Origin of the sequence: Streptomyces venetus, assembly GCF_039540295.1 — a bacterium.
GTDB lineage: Bacteria > Actinomycetota > Actinomycetes > Streptomycetales > Streptomycetaceae > Streptomyces > Streptomyces venetus.
This window is the reverse complement of record NZ_BAABET010000002.1, coordinates 237,563-253,126: the sequence shown is the minus strand read 5'-3', so window position 1 is coordinate 253,126 and position 15,564 is coordinate 237,563. Positions and strand designations below refer to the sequence as shown.

The following is a 15,564-nucleotide window of genomic DNA, read 5'->3' as shown; positions in this document are numbered from 1 at the left end:
TCCCATCCCGAACAGACGCCGTTCTCCTGTGTCGTTCGTCCGTGCGTCGCACGTTCGATCGCATCCGCTCTTCTTGTGAGCCGGTGCCAGTCACGCACCGGGAGGATCCCGGCACTGTGGGGTAGTGAATGAAGCAAATACGTTCCCAGGACGGTCAGTTGTGGTGCTGAATGGGATGAGCGGGGTATGCAACGGCGCACGCCCGGCACGAAGGGAGGGGCGCTCGCGCCAACTGGCGGCTGAGAGGGGTTAGTTCGTGCATGCTTTGTCACACGGCACCACATCGACACCGACCACGATCGCAGTTCCACCGTCGCTCTCTCTCCCGGTGATCGAGGCGGCGTTTACCCGGCAACTCCACGCGTATTGGCCGAAGTGCCAGGAGAAGACCCGCGCCTGGCTGCTCGAAAAGCGGCTCATGCCCGCGGACAAGGTTGAGGAATATGCCGACGGCCTGTGCTACACGGACCTCATGGCCGGGTACTACATCGGCGCCCCCGACGAGGTCATGCAGGCGATAGCGGACTACAGCGCCTGGTTCTTCGTCTGGGACGACCGGCACGACCGCGACATCGTGCACGACCGTCCGGTCGCCTGGCGACGCCTGCGGGACCGCCTGCACTCTGCGCTCGACGCGCCGGCGGCACACCTGCACCACGAGGACCCACTGGTCGCCGGGTTCGCCGACAGCGTGTCGCGGCTGTACGCGTTTCTGCCGCGGACGTGGAACCTCCGGTTCGCCCGGCACTTCCACGCGGTGATCGACGCCTACGACCGGGAGTTCCACAACCGCACTCGCGGCATCGTTCCGACGGTCGAGGAGTACCTCCGTCTGCGCCGGCTCACCTTCGCCCACTGGATCTGGACGGATCTGCTGGAGCCGGCCGCGGGCTGCGAACTCCCGGATGCCGTCCGGAAACACCCGGCATACCGGCGGGCGGCCCTGCTGAGCCAGGAGTTCGCCGCCTGGTACAACGACCTGTGCTCGCTGCCGAAGGAAATTGCGGGCGACGAGGTGCACAATCTCGGAATCAGTCTCATCACCCATGAGGGGCTGACCCTGGAACAGGCGATCGTGGAAGTCCGGCGCCGTGTCGAGACCTGCATATCGGAATTCCTCGACATCGAAGAGGAAGCAATACGGTTCGCCGACGATCTCGCCGACGGCACCGTGCGGGGAAAGGAACTGAGCGCCGCCGTGCGGGCCTGTGTGAGCAATATGCGGAACTGGTTCAGTTCCGTCTACTGGTTCCATCACGAATCCGGCCGGTACATGGTCGACAGCTGGGACGACCGGTCCACGCCCCCATACGTCGACAACGAAGCGGCAGGTGAGAAATGACCGTCGAGTCCGTACAGCCCGAAGCCTCTCTCGCTCCCGAGCTGCGTGAGCCGCCCCGGGCGGGCGGCGGGGTGCCCTTCCTCGGGCACGGCTGGAAGCTGGTGCGCGACCCACTGGAGTTCATGTCCCGGCTCCGGGACGACGGCGACGTCGTCCGTCTGAAACTCGGACCGAAGACGGTGTACGCGGTGACCACCCCGGAGCTCACCGGCGCGCTCGCGCTGAGCAACGACTTCATCATCGCCGGGCCGCTGTGGGAGTCCCTGGAGGGCCTGCTCGGCAAGGAGGGCGTGGCCACGGCGAACGGCCCGGTGCACCGGCGCCAGCGGCGCACCATCCAGCCCGCCTTCCGGCTCGACGCCATCCCGGCCTACGGGCCGATCATGGAGGAGGAGGCACACGCGCTGACCGAGCGCTGGAAGCCGGGGGAGACCATCGACTGCACCTCCGAGTCCTTCCGGGTGGCCGTGCGCGTCGCGGCCCGCTGCCTGCTGCGCGGCGACTATATGGACGAGCGGGCGGAGCGGCTGTGCGTCGCGCTCGCCACCGTCTTCCGCGGGATGTACCGGCGGATGGTGGTGCCGCTCGGACCGCTCTACAGGCTGCCGCTTCCTGCCAACCGCGAATTCAACCGGGCATTGGCCGATTTGCATCTCCTGGTCGACGAGATCGTCGCCGAGCGCCGGGCATCCGGTCAAAAGCCGGACGATTTGCTGACGGCATTGCTGGAGGCGAAGGACGACAATGGCGACCCCATCGGGGAACAGGAGATCCACGACCAGGTCGTCGCGATCCTCACTCCCGGCAGCGAAACCGTCGCATCCACGATCATGTGGCTCCTGCACATGCTCGCGGAACATCCGGAACACGCGGACAAGGTGTGTGAGGAAGTAGAAGCCGTCACCGGAGGGAGGCCGGTGGCATTCCAGGACGTCCGGAACCTCAGGCACACCAACAATGTCGTCGTGGAGGCGATGCGTTTGCGTCCCGCCGTCTGGATTCTGACGCGGCGGGCGGTCCGGGAGACGGAACTCGGCGGATACCGCATTCCGGCCGGTGCGGACATCGTCTACAGCCCGTACGCGATCCAGCGCGATGCGAAGTCGTACGAACGGAACCTGGAGTTCGATCCCGACCGCTGGCTCCCGGACCGGGTCAAGGACATCCCGAAGCACGCTATGAGCCCGTTCAGCACCGGCAACCGCAAGTGCCCGAGCGACCACTTCTCGATGGCGCAGCTGACGCTGATCACGGCGGCCCTGGCCACCGTCTACCGCTTCGAAGAGGTGGCCGGTTCGAACGCCGCCACGCGGGTCGGTATCACGCTCCGGCCGCACGACCTGCGGCTGCGGCCGGTACGGAGGTGACAGTCCGGTGCCTCAGGCCGCTTCGGGGCCTCTGAACGTCCGGCGGTAGGTGTTCGGTGTCGTCCCCACCGTCCGGACGAAGTGGTGGCGCAGCGTCGCCGCGTTGCCGAACCCTGTTCGACCGGCGATCGCGTCCATCGTCTCGTCCGTCGCCTCCAGCAGCCGCTGGGCCAGCAGTACGCGCTGGCGCAGGATCCAGCGGTAGGGAGTCGTCCCCGTCTCCTGCTGGAAGCGGCGGGCGAAGGTGCGCGGGGACATGTGGGCGTGGGCGGCGAGCTGCTCGACCGTGACCTCCTCGTCCAGATGTCGCTCCATCCAGGCCAGCACCTCGGCGATCGTGTCGCCCTCGGGCTGGGGGAGCGGGCGCTCGATGTACTGCGCCTGGCCGCCGTCGCGGTGCGGTGGCACCACCATCCGCCGCGCGATCTTGTTGGCGACCTCGGAGCCCTGCTCCTTGCGTACCAGGTGGAGACAGGCGTCGATGCCGGCGGCCGTGCCGGCGGAGGTGATCACGGGGTCCTCGTCGACGTAGAGCACGTCCGGCTCGACCACCACGCGCGGGTACAGCCGGGAGAGGTCCTCGGCGTGCTTCCAGTGCGTGGCACAGCGGCGGCCGTCCAACAGCCCGGCCGCGGCCAGCACGAAGACGCCGGAGCAGACGCTCAGCACCCGGGCGCCGCGGTCGACCGCGCGCCGCAGGGCGTCCAGCAGCTCCGGCGGGAAGTCCCGGGACGCGTAGCTGTGCCCGGCCGGCACGGCGATCAGGTCGGCCGTCTCCAGCCGCTCCAGGCCGTGCTCGGCGTGGAGCGAGAAGCCGGAGTTCATGCGCAGCACCGGGCCCTCGGCCGAGGCGACGGCGAAGTCGTACACCGGCAGGCCCTCGTCGCTCCGGTCGGTGCCGAAGACTTCGCAGACCACACCCAGTTCGAAGGGATTCACGCCGTCGAGCAGGGCGACGGCCACGTTCTGCAGCATGCTCCCAGTGTGCCTCGTCCGTGGCAGTAATTCGAGGGTCTACGGCAGTACTGCCACTGACGGTAAGGAGCAATCAGCGCGACAGTGGTGTCCATGAACAGCAACCAGATCGAAGCCCTGATCGGACTGACCGCCACCTTCGGGATCCTGGTCCTCCTGATCCTCCCGTCCGTGTTCGGCCTGGTGCGCGAGAGGCGCATCGACCGTCAGATCCGGGAGGCCCAGGAGGCCAGGGAGAGCGAACCGGCTCAGAAGTCCTCGTCCAGGTCGACGGTGCCCTCCACCGCCACCTGGTACGCGGAGGGCCGCCGCTCGAAGAAGTTGGTCAACTCCTGAACCCCCTGGAGCTCCATGAAGGAGAAGGGGTTCTCGGAGCCGTACACCGGAGCGAAGCCGAGCCGGGTGAGCCGCTGGTCGGCGACGCACTCCAGGTACTGCCGCATCGACTCGGTGTTCATGCCCGGGAGGCCGTCACCGCACAGGTCGCGCGCGAACTGCAGCTCGGCCTCGACGGCCTCCCGGAGCATGTCCGTCACCTCCTGCTGGAGCCGGTCGTCGAACAGCTCCGGCTCCTCCTTGCGGACGGTGTCTACCACGTCGAAGGCGAAGGACATGTGCATCGTCTCGTCGCGGAACACCCAGTTGGTGCCGGTGGCGAGGCCGTGCAGCAGGCCTCGGCTGCGGAACCAGTAGACGTAGGCGAAGGCGCCGTAGAAGAACAGGCCCTCGATGCACGCGGCGAAGCAAATCAGGTTCAGCAGGAAGCGGCGGCGGTCCGCCTGGGTCTCCAGCCGGTCCAGCTTCTCCACCGAGTCCATCCACTTGAAGCAGAACGAGGCCTTCTCGCGGATGGACGGGATGTTCTCCACGGCCGCGAAGGCCGCCGCGCGGTCCTCCGGGTCGGGCAGATAGGTGTCGAGGAGCGTCAGATAGAACTGGACGTGCACGGCCTCCTCGAAGAGCTGGCGGCTCAGGTAGAGCCGCGCCTCGGGGGAGTTGATGTGCTTGTACAGCGTCAGCACCAGGTTGTTCGCGACGATCGAGTCACCCGTCGCGAAGAAGGCGACCAGGCGGCCGATCAGGTGCTGCTCCGCCGGTGACAGCTTGGCGAGGTCGGCGACGTCCGAGTGGAGGTCGACCTCCTCCACGGTCCAGGTGTTCTTGATGGCGTCCCGGTAGCGCTCGTAGAAGTCCGGGTAGCGCATGGGGCGCAGGGTGAGCTCGAAGCCGGGGTCGAGAAGGTTCTGGGTGGTCATTACTGGCAGGCCTCGCAGGACTCGGGGTTTTCCAGGGAGCAGGCGACGGCTTCGGGGTCCGGTGCCGTCTGCTGCACGGGGACGCTCGCCCGGGCGGCGCGGGCGATACGGGTCGCCGGACGCGACCGCAGGTAGTACGTCGTCTTCAGCCCGGACTTCCAGGCGTAGGCGTACATCGAGGAGAGCTTGCCGATGGTCGGCGTCTCCAGGAAGAGATTCAGGGACTGGGACTGGTCCAGGAACGGGGTCCTGGCCGCCGCCATGTCGATCAGGCCGCGCTGCGGGATCTCCCACGCCGTGCGGTAGAGGGCACGGACGTCCTCGGGGATCCAGGCGAACTCCTGCACCGAGCCGTTCGCCTCGCGCAGGGCCTCACGGCTGCGGGCGTCCCACACGCCGAGCCGCTTCAACTCGTCCACCAGGTAGGAGTTGACCTGGAGGAACTCGCCCGACAGCGTCTCGCGCTTGAACAGGTTGGACACCTGCGGCTCGATGCACTCGTACACGCCCGCGATGGAGGCGATCGTCGCCGTGGGCGCGATGGCGAGGAGCAGGGAGTTGCGCATGCCGGTGGTGGCGATGCGCTCCCGCAGGGCCGCCCAGCGCTCCGGCCAGGCGAGCTCGACGTCGTAGTGGTCGGGGTGCAGCACGCCCCTGGCGGTGCGGGTCTTCTCCCAGGCCGGCAGCGGACCGCTCCGCTCGGCCAGGTCGGCGGAGGCCTCGTACGCGGCGAGCATGATCCGCTCGGCGATACGGGTGGAGAGTGCCTTGGCCTCCGGCGAGTCGAAAGGCAGACGCAGCTTGAAGAAGACGTCCTGGAGACCCATCGCGCCGAGGCCGACCGGACGCCACCGGGAGTTCGACCGCCCGGCCTGCTCGGTCGGGTAGAAGTTGATGTCGACGACACGGTCGAGGAAGGTCACGGCGGTGCGGACGGTGGCGTCCAGCCGGTCCCAGTCGAGATCGCCGGTCGATGTGTCGACAAAGGCACCGAGGTTGACCGACCCCAGGTTGCAGACCGCAGTCTCCCCGTCGCTGGTGACCTCGAGGATCTCCGTGCAGAGGTTGGAGGAGTGCACGACGTGTCCGGGCTCGGCCGTCTGGTTGGCGGTGCGGTTGGCGGCGTCCTTGAAGGTCATCCAGCCGTTGCCGGTCTGCGCGAGGGTGCGCATCATGCGGCCGTACAGCTCGCGGGCGGGCAGGGTCCTCTTCGCCAGGCCCTTCGCCTCGGCCGCCCGGTACGCGGTGTCGAACTCCTCGCCCCACAGGTCGACCAGCTCGGGCACGTCCGAGGGGGAGAACAGCGACCACGGCGCGTCGGCGTTCACCCGCCGCATGAACTCGTCCGGCACCCAGTGCGCGAGGTTCAGGTTGTGCGTACGGCGGGCGTCCTCGCCGGTGTTGTCGCGCAGCTCCAGGAACTCCTCGATGTCGGAGTGCCAGGTCTCCAGGTAGACCGCGGCGGCGCCCTTGCGGCGGCCGCCCTGGTTCACGGCGGCGACCGAGGCGTCCAGGGTCTTCAGGAACGGGACGATGCCGTTGGAGTGGCCGTTGGTGCCGCGGATCAGTGAACCGCGGGCGCGGATACGGGAGTACGCGAGGCCGATGCCCCCGGCGTGCTTCGACAGCCGCGCCACCTGGTGGTACCGGTCGTAGATCGAGTCCAGCTCGTCCTTGGGGGAGTCGAGGAGGTAGCAGGACGACATCTGGGGGTGCCGGGTGCCGGAGTTGAACAGGGTGGGGGAGGAGGGGAGGTAGTCGAGCCGGCTCATGAGCCGGTAGAGCGCGGCGACCTCGTCGACGGATCGGACGGTGTCGTCCTCCGCGAGGCCGGCGGCGACGCGCAGCATGAAGTGCTGGGGCGTCTCGACGACCTTGCGGGTGAGGGGGTGCCGGAGCAGGTAGCGGCTGTGGAGCGTGCGCAGTCCGAAGTAGCCGAAGCGGTCGTCGGCGACGGGGTCGATCAGCGCGTCGAGCCGGGCCGCGTGCAGCCGTACGAACTCGGCGGTCCGGTCGGCGATGAGGCCCTCCCGGTGCCCGACCGCGACGGACTCGGTGAAGGACGTGACGCCCTGGGAGGCGGCCTCGGCGCGGATGCCGATCGTCAGCAGCCGGGCGGCCAGCCGGGAGTAGGCGGGGTCCTCGGAGATCAGACCGGCCGCGGCCTCCGTCGCCAGGTCCCGCAACTCCGCCTCGTCGGCTCGCGCCGACCGGCCGCGCAACGCGGCGGCGGCGACCCGGCCGGGGTCGGTGTCGGGGAGGTCGGCGGTCAGCTCGGTCAGGGTCCGCAACAGCGCGGCACCGGGACCGTCGTGCTGTTCCTCGGCGGCTGAGACCGGATCGGCTGGCGCGATGGTCACGTGGGGCTCTCCCTCGCTCGGCACGGGGCCTCGTCGAGGGCGGGGGGCAGCACACGAGCGCACACGGCGTCGCGTCCACCGGCCCATTCCACGAGGCCCGGACGTCAGGGCACACCGGCCGGCGGCCGGGTGCGCTGTCGGCAGGTCCTCGGACTGACTCCTGTGCGTGACGTCCCTGGAGACAGACATGCACAAGTACACCGTTGCGGGACAGTTCCGGATTCGCACCGGATTCCCCTGCGGCGACAGCGAGCATGAGCATACATCTTGTGCCGGGTTCCGGTGGCACCCCCAGATGTTGTGTCGAACAGGGCAGCGGGCCACCGTGACGCTTTGTCACGGTGGCCCGCTGCGGGGGTGTATGCGGTTGTTCGCGCAGTTTCCCGCGCCCTTGGACCTAGTGCGCGGAACCAGCGGTGGCAGGCGGGAGTTCCACCTGGACCCCGGGGTCGCCCGCGTCCGCCGTGTAGTCCTCCGGCTTGGTCTGGTCGATGCCGTCGGGGGCCTTGACGGCCCTCAGGACGAAGGTCAGGACCACCGTCACCACCACGTTCAGGACGAACGCCGTGAGGCCGATGTAGCCGATCTCGCCGATGCCGGGGATCTCCTTGGCGGAGCCGCCGAAGTGCTTCTGGGTCGGAGAGGCGACACCGTACGCGGCGACCGTGCCGTAGACCATGCCGACCGCCCAGCCCGCGAGCAGCGCCCAGCGGTGGAACCAGCGGGTGAACAGGCCGCCGACCAGCGCCGGGAAGGTCTGGAGGATCCAGATGCCGCCGAGGAGCTGGAAGTTGATGGCGACCGTCTTGTCCATGGTGAGGACGAAGGCCAGCGCGCCCACCTTCACCAGCAGCGAGACCAGCTTGGAGACCTTGGTCTCCTGTTCGGGCGTGGCGTCGGGCCTGATGAAGTCCTTGTAGATGTTGCGGGTGAAGAGGTTCGCGGCCGCGATGGACATGATGGCCGCCGGCACGAGCGCTCCGATGCCGATCGCCGCGAAGGCCACACCCGCGAACCAGTCCGGGAACATGGTCTCGAACAGCTGCGGGATCGCCAGCTGCCCGTTCTGCACCTTGATCCCGGCCGCGATCGCCATGAAGCCGAGCAGTGCCAGCAGGCCCAGCATGAGGGAGTACAGCGGCAGGATCGTGGTGTTGCGGCGGATCACCTCACGGCTCTTCGAGGACAGCGTCGCCGTGATGGAGTGCGGGTACATGAAGAGGGCGAGCGCGGAGCCCAGCGCCAGCGTGGCGTACGTCCACTGGCCCGTCTCCGGCGGCGCCAGCGCACCGCGTGGCGCGCCCGTCGCCGGGTTGGTCTGGCTGAACGCGTCGCCCGCCTTGGCGAAGATGTCGTCGAAGCCGCCCAGCTTGATCGGGATGTAGATGATCGCCACCGCGATGACGATGTAGATCAGCGTGTCCTTCACGAACGCGATCAGCGCGGGTGCCCGTAGACCCGACGAGTACGTGTACGCCGCCAGCACGCCGAAGGCGATCAGCAGCGGCAGGTCCTTGATGAACCAGTTGGTGTTCTCGCCGCCGCCGATGCCCATCACGTCCAGCACGGCCTGGATGCCGACCAGCTGGAGCGCGATGTACGGCATCGTGGCGAGGATGCCGGTGACGGCCACGGCCAGGGAGAGCCCCTTGGAGCCGAAACGGCCGCGTACGAAGTCGGAGGTCGTGACGTACCCGTGCTTGTGGGACACCGACCACAGGCGGGGGAGGAACGTGAAGATCAGGGGGTAGACCAGGATGGTGTACGGCACGGCGAAGAAGCCGGCCGCGCCCGCCGCGTAGATCGCCGCCGGCACGGCGACGAAGGTGTACGCCGTGTACAGGTCGCCGCCGAGCAGGAACCAGGTGATCCAGGTGCCGAAGGAACGGCCTCCCAGGCCCCACTCGTCGAGGCTGTCGTTCTCGGCCTTGCGCCAGCGCGCGGCCAGGAAGCCCATGACCGTCACGGCCAGGAAGAAGAAGATGAAGACGGCGAGCGCTACGCCGTTCACGCCGTCCTTCACTCCGACGCACCGCCCTTCGCGGCCGAGCGGGCGCGCTGGTCACGCTGCCACAGCTTGTAGGCGATCATCGTCAGAGCGGTGGAGATCAGCACCCACGCCATCTGGTACCAGTAGAAGAACGGGATCCCGATGAAGGCCGGGTCGGTCTTGGCGTAGGAGCCGACCCACAGCATGGCCACGAAGGGCGCTATGAGGCAGACGGCGATGACGACGCGCATCGGCGTCACCACTGGCCCTCTACTGGCTTCTGGGGCTTGCGACATCAGGCGGCTCCGTCCCCTCAGTGATCACCTGTGTAATGCGCAGGCAATCTAGGTCAGGGTGAGCCGCGTACGGAACCCCTCGTCCGTAATGCGGTACCCAACCGAAACCCGGCCCCAGCAGCGGCGGAGCCCCGTCCCTCATTCCGGTTTCACTCCGCGGGCCGCTTCAGCCGCGCGACGAACTTGTACCGGTCCCCGCGGTACACCGACCGCACCCATTCCACCGGCCGGCCCTCGCGGTCCAGCGAGTGCCGGGAGAGCATCAGCATCGGCAGGCCGACGTCCGTGCCGAGCAGGCCGGCCTCGCGCGGGGTCGCCAGCGAGGTCTCTATGGTCTCCTCGGCCTCCGCGAGATGGACGTCGTAGACCTCGGCGAGCGCGGTGTAGAGGGACGTGTACTTCACCAGCGACCGGCGCAGCGCCGGGAAGCGCTTGGCGCTCAGGTGGGTGGTCTCGATGGCCATCGGCTCGCCGTTGGCCATGCGCAGCCGCTCGATGCGCAGCACCCGTCCACCGGCCGTGATGTCGAGCAGGCCGGCGAGGCGGTCGTCGGCGGTGATGTAGCCGATGTCCAGCAGCTGCGAGGTGGGTTCGAGGCCCTGGGCGCGCATGTCCTCGGTGTACGAGGTCAGTTGCAGCGCCTGCGAGACCTTCGGCTTGGCGACGAAGGTGCCCTTGCCCTGGATGCGTTCCAGCCGGCCCTCGACGACCAGCTCCTGGAGCGCCTGGCGCACGGTCGTGCGCGAGGTGTCGAACTCCGCCGCGAGCGTGCGCTCGGGCGGGACCGGCGTGCCGGGCGCCTGGGTGTCGGTCATGTCCAGCAGGTGCTTCTTCAGGCGGTAGTACTTGGGCACGCGTGCGGTACGGACGGGTGCCCCGTTCTCGTTCTCCGCACTGCTGACGTCGGTGCTCATGCTCCGCCTTCCCGGCTCCTCTGCCGACACGATCCCACTTGTATACCGTCGGCGCCTCTTTTGGTCTAGTCCACGACTCCGAGTGGTCTACCTGGAGTATGCCGTGCCCGCCTGGGTTTTCGCTGGCTTCTTACTTAAAGGTCCCTGCATATGTAGGTCGCATAACGGCTGGTCAGAGCCCATACCGGACCCTTGACAGGCCTGCTGGTCTGGTCCAAGCTCCCCCTACTGGTCTACACCATTGGTCCAGGTCCTGGTGCCCCACGTTCACCGCGGGGAGCAGGGGGGTTCGTGGCATCCCTGAGGAGGGTGGCGTGAAGCGCAAGCTGATATCCGCGATCGGTATCGCGGGCATGATGGTCTCCATCGCGGCGTGCGGGGGCGAAGGCGGCAGCGGGGGTTCGGACAAGGGCGCGGACGCCAAGGAGCTGACCGTCTGGCTGACCGTCGACGCCCAGAACAACTGGCCGCAGCTGGTGAAGGCCGCCGACGCCGCGGTGCAGAAGAAGCACCCCGGTCTCAAGATCAACCACGAGTACTACGGCTGGCCCGACAAGAACGCCAAGCTCGACGCCGTCCTCGCCACGGACAAGGCCCCCGACGTGGTCGAGATGGGCAACACCGAGATGCTCGGCTACATGGTCAAGGGCGCCTTCGCCCCCCTCGACGCGGCGAAGTTCGACAACTCGGACGCCTGGCTGGACGGCCTCAAGGCCTCGGTGACCTACGAGGACAAGACCTACGGCGTCCCCTACTACGCCGGCGGCCGCGTCGCCAACTGGCGCAAGGACGTGGCGGCCTCGGTCGGAGTGAAGACGCCTCCGAAGACCTACAAGGAGCTGACCGCCGCCCTGGACAAGATCCAGAAGAAGGAGGGCGGCAAGTTCAGCGCCTGGTACCAGCCGACCCGCGACTGGTACGCGGCCATGTCCTTCGTCTACGACGCCGGCGGCGCCATCGCCACCGAGTCGGGCGGCCGGTGGAAGGCCTCCCTCTCCTCGCCCGAGTCCCTCAAGGGCCTGAAGGAGTTCAAGAACGTCGTCGACAGGTACATGCACGGCGACAAGACCAAGGACGAGTCCGACCGCTACATCGTCTACGGCCAGGGCAAGTCCGCCATGATCTTCGCCGCCGCCTGGGAGGGCGCGACCTCCGAGGACCCCAAGAACGACAAGACCGGCAAGCTCAAGGGCAACCTCGAGAACTTCGTGATGCCCGGCCCGTCCGGCAAGAACATGCCCGTCTTCCTGGGCGGCAGCGACCTCGCCGTGCCGGTGAAGTCCGACGCGCAGGCCCTGGCCGCCGAATGGATCAACGCGTTCACCGGCTCCTCCGGGCAGAAGGGCCTGATGGCCAAGGGCAACCTGCCCAACAACAAGACCGACCTCGCGACCCTCAAGAACGACCCGAAGACGGCGGTCCCCGCCACCGCGGCCGAGTCCAGCTGGTTCGTCCCGATGGCGCCCGGCTGGGGCCAGGTCGAGAAGGCGCAGATCCTGCAGACCATGCTGCAGAGCATCGGCACCGGCAAGAAGTCGGTCGAGGCCGCCGCCAAGGAGGCGGACGCCGCGATCGACAAGGTCATCAACACCAAGTGACCTTCGCGCGGGGCTCCCTCATCGGCGGAGCCCCGCCGCCGTCAAGACCTGAGGGACCGCCAAGGAGCGCGCGATGAGTGCCGCAGACACCACCACCCCCGCCAAGGTGCCGCCACCGCGGCAGGCACCGCCACCTCCCGCCGACGACCTGCCACGCGTGCGGCGGCCGTCGGGCGGGGCCGCGATCCCCTGGCTGCTCCTCGCGCCCTGCCTGCTGGTCCTCGCGGCGGTCATGGGCTATCCGCTGGCCCGCCTGGTCACCCTGTCCTTCCAGAAGTTCGGGCAGTCCCAGCTGTGGGGCTTCCAGCCGGCCGAGACGGTCGGCTTCGACAACTTCGCCAAGGTGCTGGGTGACGGGGAGTTCTGGGCCGTGGTCCTGCGCACCCTCGTCTTCGCGGGCGGAGCCGTCGTCTTCACGATGGTGATCGGCATGGCGCTCGCCCTGCTGCTCCAGCGGGTCTCGGGCTGGCTGAAGGTGCTCATCAACATCGTGCTGGTGGCGAGCTGGGGCATGCCCGTGATCGTGGCGACCACGGTCTTCAAGTGGCTCTTCGACTCGGACTACGGCGTCTTCAACGCGCTGCTCAGCACGTTGCCCGGCGTCGACATGATCGGCCACAACTGGTTCGCGAGCGGGCCCGAGGGACTGGCCGTGATCATGCTGTTGGTGGTGTGGGGGGCCGTGCCGTTCGTGGTCATCACGCTCAGCGCGGGCCTCACCCAGGTGCCGAGGGAGCTGGAGGAGGCGGCCCGCCTGGACGGCGCCGGCTCGTGGGGCGTCTTCCGCTACGTCACCCTGCCCGTCCTCAAGCCGATCATCGTGATGCTCACGACCCTGTCGGTCATCTGGGACATGGGTGTCTTCCCGCAGGTGTTCGTCATGCGCAACGGCCACCCCGAGCCGGAGTTCCAGGTCCTCAACACCTACTCCTACGACCGGGCCTTCGTGGTCAACGACTACGCCCAGGGCTCGGCCATCGCGCTGATCACCGTCCTGCTGCTGCTCGGCGTGGTCGCCGTCTACATGCGGCAGATGCTGAAGATCGGAGAGGTCGAATGAGCGGCACTGTGGCGCCCCGGCGGGCGCCGAGACTCTGGTGGAACCTCCTCGGGCTTCTCGTCTTCGTCACCGCCGGCTTCCCGCTCTACTGGATGCTCAACACCGCGTTCAAACCCGCCAAGGACGCCATCGACCCCGACCCGAGCCTGCTGCCGACCGGCATCACCTTCGCCAACTTCGGCCGGGCACTGGACATCGCCGACTTCTGGGGCCCGGTGGGCCGCAGCCTCGTGGTGTCGCTCGCGGTGGTCGTCATCGGCATGGCCGTCGGACTGCTGGCCGCGCTCGCCATCTCCCGCTTCGCCTTCCGCGGCCGGAAGATCGTGATCGTGGGCATCCTCGCGGTCCAGATGGTGCCGCTGGTCGCCATGATCATCCCGGTGTTCCTGCTCCTGAACGACCTGGGCCAGTACGACCGGCTCACCGGCCTCATCATCACGTACCTGACCTTCATCCTCCCCTTCACGGTGTGGACACTGCGGGGCTTCATCGTCAACATCCCCAAGGAGCTGGAGGAGGCGGCCATGGTCGACGGCTGCTCCCGCACGGGCGCCTTCCTGCGGGTCGTCTTCCCGCTCCTGGCCCCCGGCATGGTCGCCACCTCGGTCTACGGCTTCATCCAGGCCTGGAACGAGTACCTGTACGCCCTGATGCTGCTCAGCCAGAAGAACCAGACCGCGACCGTCTGGCTCGGCAACTTCACCACCAAGCACGGCACCGAATACGCCCCGATGATGGCCGGCGCCACGATGATGGCCGTGCCGATCGTCGCCCTGTTCCTCCTCGTCCAGCGCAAGATGGCCGCGGGCCTGACCGCGGGCGCCGTGAAGGGATGACCCCACCCGATGACGACACTCGCCGGCGGTACCGACACGCTCACGCGTGACGCCCTGACGGTTCTCCAGCCCGGCTTCACCGGTACCACCGCCCCCGACTGGCTGCTGCGCCGACTCGGCGAGGGCCTCGCCTCCGTCGGCCTGTTCGGCCGCAACATCGCCTCCCCCGGCCAGCTGGCGGCGCTGACCGCCCGGTTGCGGGCCGAGCGCGACGACGTCCTGGTCGCGATCGACGAGGAAGGCGGTGACGTGACCCGCCTGGAGGTGCGCAGCGGCTCCTCCTTCCCGGGCAACCACGCCCTCGGCGCGGTCGACGACGTGGAGCTCACCCACCAGGTCGCCCACGAGCTGGGCCGCCGTCTGGCGGCCTGCGGCGTCAACCTCAACTGGGCCCCCTCCGCCGACGTGAACTCCGACCCCCGCAACCCGGTGATCGGCGTCCGCTCCTTCGGCGCCGACACCGAACTGGCCGCCCGGCACACCGCGGCCTACGTGACGGGCCTGCAGTCCGCCGGGGTCGCCGCCTGCACCAAGCACTTCCCGGGGCACGGCGACACGGCCGTCGACTCCCACCACGCGCTCCCGCGCATCGACGTCTCCGCCGACGTGCTGGCGGAGCGCGAACTGACTCCGTTCCGCGCGGCCATCGCCGCCGGCACCCGGGCCGTGATGAGCGCCCACATCCTGGTCCCGGCCCTGGACCCCGACCGCCCCGCCACGCTTTCCCGGCGCATCCTGACCGGCCTGCTGCGCGGCGACCTCGGCTACGACGGCCTCATCGTCACCGACGGCATGGAGATGCGGGCCATCGCCGGCACCTACGGCATCGAGCACGGCAGCGTCCTCGCCGTCGCCGCCGGTGCGGACGCGATCTGCGTGGGCGGCGGCCTGGCCGACGACGCGACCGTACTCCGGCTGCGGGACGCCCTGGTCGCGGCCGTACGCAGGGGTGACCTGCCCGAGGAACGTCTGGCCGACGCCGCGGACCGGGTACGCGCACTCGCCCGCTGGGCGAGCACGGCTGGTCGCACGCCCGCGGAGAGCACCGGGAGTGAGGTCGGGCTGCACGCCGCCCGCCGCGCCCTGACGGTGACCGCCGCCCCCGCCGCGGGAAGCCCGGAGAGCTTCAAGCCCCTCACCGAACCGCCCTACGTCGCCGCCCTCACCCCCGTCGCCAACATCGCGGTCGGCGACGAGACCCCCTGGGGCGTCGCCGCCGAACTCCTCCACCTCCTGCCGGGCACGGTGACCGGCACCTTCTCCGCCGCCGCGGACGGCAAGGAGGACGAGGCCGGTGAGGAGGCCGGGCGGGCGGCCCTCCAGGCGGCCGGACCACGCCGCATCGTCGCCGTCGTCCGCGACGAGCACCGCCACCCCTGGATGGCCTCGGCCCTGGACACCCTGCTGGCCGCCCGCCCCGACACGATCGTGGTCGAGATGGGCGTCCCCCAGGCCACCCCGCGCGGCGCCCTCCACATCGCCACCCACGGAGCGGCCCGCGTCTGCGGCCGGGCGGCGGCCGAGGTGATCGCGGGGTTGTAAGGCTCCTTCCGAATGTAGTACTTCTTAT

General features: G+C 68.8%; 13 protein-coding genes and 1 riboswitch. Of the genes, 7 read left to right on the top strand and 6 right to left on the bottom strand.

What is annotated here, in order from left to right:
* The first annotated feature begins 256 nt into the window (after window positions 1-256).
* Both cyc1 and ABEA82_RS06025 read left to right on the top strand, forming a co-directional pair.
* On the top strand, window positions 257-1,342 hold the full coding sequence (gene cyc1 / locus ABEA82_RS06030; protein WP_345660324.1) for an epi-isozizaene synthase: 1,086 nt from the start codon (window positions 257-259) through the stop codon (window positions 1,340-1,342).
* The gene (locus ABEA82_RS06025) at window positions 1,339-2,709 is read left to right on the top strand and encodes a bifunctional albaflavenone monooxygenase/terpene synthase (RefSeq protein ID WP_345660323.1); all 1,371 of its coding nucleotides are present in this window, start codon (window positions 1,339-1,341) and stop codon (window positions 2,707-2,709) included. The genes cyc1 and ABEA82_RS06025 overlap by 4 nt, the downstream gene beginning before the upstream one ends.
* A 12-nt stretch (window positions 2,710-2,721) precedes the next feature.
* On the opposite strand, the gene ABEA82_RS06020 is transcribed toward ABEA82_RS06025, so the two are convergent.
* Entirely contained in the window at window positions 2,722-3,684 is a 963-nt protein-coding gene (locus ABEA82_RS06020) for a GlxA family transcriptional regulator (protein ID WP_345660322.1), read from the bottom strand.
* A 93-nt stretch (window positions 3,685-3,777) separates the two neighbouring features.
* On the opposite strand from ABEA82_RS06020, the gene ABEA82_RS06015 reads away from it, so the two are divergent.
* The gene (locus tag ABEA82_RS06015; RefSeq protein ID WP_345660321.1) at window positions 3,778-4,020 is read left to right on the top strand and encodes a hypothetical protein; all 243 of its coding nucleotides are present in this window, start codon (window positions 3,778-3,780) and stop codon (window positions 4,018-4,020) included.
* Here the strand turns inward: ABEA82_RS06015 and ABEA82_RS06010 are convergent.
* The 5 genes from ABEA82_RS06010 to ABEA82_RS05990 all read right to left on the bottom strand — a co-directional run bounded on the left by ABEA82_RS06010 (window position 3,933) and on the right by ABEA82_RS05990 (window position 10,500).
* Window positions 3,933-4,940 (bottom strand): ribonucleotide-diphosphate reductase subunit beta, encoded by a 1,008-nt coding sequence (locus ABEA82_RS06010; protein WP_345660320.1) that lies wholly within the window; start codon window positions 4,938-4,940, stop codon window positions 3,933-3,935. The genes ABEA82_RS06015 and ABEA82_RS06010 overlap by 88 nt on opposite strands.
* Window positions 4,940-7,300, bottom strand: a complete 2,361-nt coding sequence (locus ABEA82_RS06005; protein WP_345660319.1) for a ribonucleoside-diphosphate reductase subunit alpha — start codon at window positions 7,298-7,300, stop codon at window positions 4,940-4,942. The genes ABEA82_RS06010 and ABEA82_RS06005 overlap by 1 nt, the downstream gene beginning before the upstream one ends.
* Window positions 7,301-7,422: 122 nt before the next feature.
* Window positions 7,423-7,562: riboswitch (cobalamin riboswitch) on the bottom strand.
* A 135-nt stretch (window positions 7,563-7,697) separates the two neighbouring features.
* Window positions 7,698-9,323, bottom strand: a complete 1,626-nt coding sequence (mctP, locus tag ABEA82_RS06000) for a monocarboxylate uptake permease MctP (RefSeq protein ID WP_345660318.1) — start codon at window positions 9,321-9,323, stop codon at window positions 7,698-7,700.
* The gene (locus ABEA82_RS05995) at window positions 9,320-9,586 is read right to left on the bottom strand and encodes a DUF3311 domain-containing protein (protein WP_003992859.1); all 267 of its coding nucleotides are present in this window, start codon (window positions 9,584-9,586) and stop codon (window positions 9,320-9,322) included. The genes mctP and ABEA82_RS05995 overlap by 4 nt, the downstream gene beginning before the upstream one ends.
* A 149-nt stretch (window positions 9,587-9,735) precedes the next feature.
* A complete protein-coding gene (locus tag ABEA82_RS05990; RefSeq protein WP_345660317.1) occupies window positions 9,736-10,500 on the bottom strand; it encodes a GntR family transcriptional regulator in 765 nt (254 codons plus the stop codon).
* 314 nt (window positions 10,501-10,814) lie between these two features.
* Here ABEA82_RS05990 and ABEA82_RS05985 point away from each other — a divergent pair, with 314 nt between their 5' ends.
* The 4 genes from ABEA82_RS05985 (at window position 10,815) to ABEA82_RS05970 (ending at window position 15,536) form a co-directional block, all read left to right on the top strand.
* Complete coding sequence (locus ABEA82_RS05985; RefSeq protein ID WP_345660316.1) at window positions 10,815-12,098, top strand: extracellular solute-binding protein; 1,284 nt, start codon at window positions 10,815-10,817, stop codon at window positions 12,096-12,098.
* Window positions 12,099-12,171: 73 nt separating this feature from the next.
* Window positions 12,172-13,158: a carbohydrate ABC transporter permease gene (locus ABEA82_RS05980; RefSeq protein WP_345660315.1), complete on the top strand. Its 987-nt coding sequence runs from the start codon at window positions 12,172-12,174 to the stop codon at window positions 13,156-13,158.
* Window positions 13,155-13,994 (top strand): carbohydrate ABC transporter permease, encoded by an 840-nt coding sequence (locus ABEA82_RS05975; protein WP_345660314.1) that lies wholly within the window; start codon window positions 13,155-13,157, stop codon window positions 13,992-13,994. Before ABEA82_RS05980 ends, ABEA82_RS05975 begins: the two co-directional genes overlap by 4 nt.
* A gap of 9 nt (window positions 13,995-14,003) precedes the next feature.
* Window positions 14,004-15,536, top strand: coding sequence for a glycoside hydrolase family 3 protein (locus ABEA82_RS05970; RefSeq protein ID WP_345660313.1), 1,533 nt, complete (start codon window positions 14,004-14,006; stop codon window positions 15,534-15,536).
* Window positions 15,537-15,564: the final 28 nt, after the last annotated feature.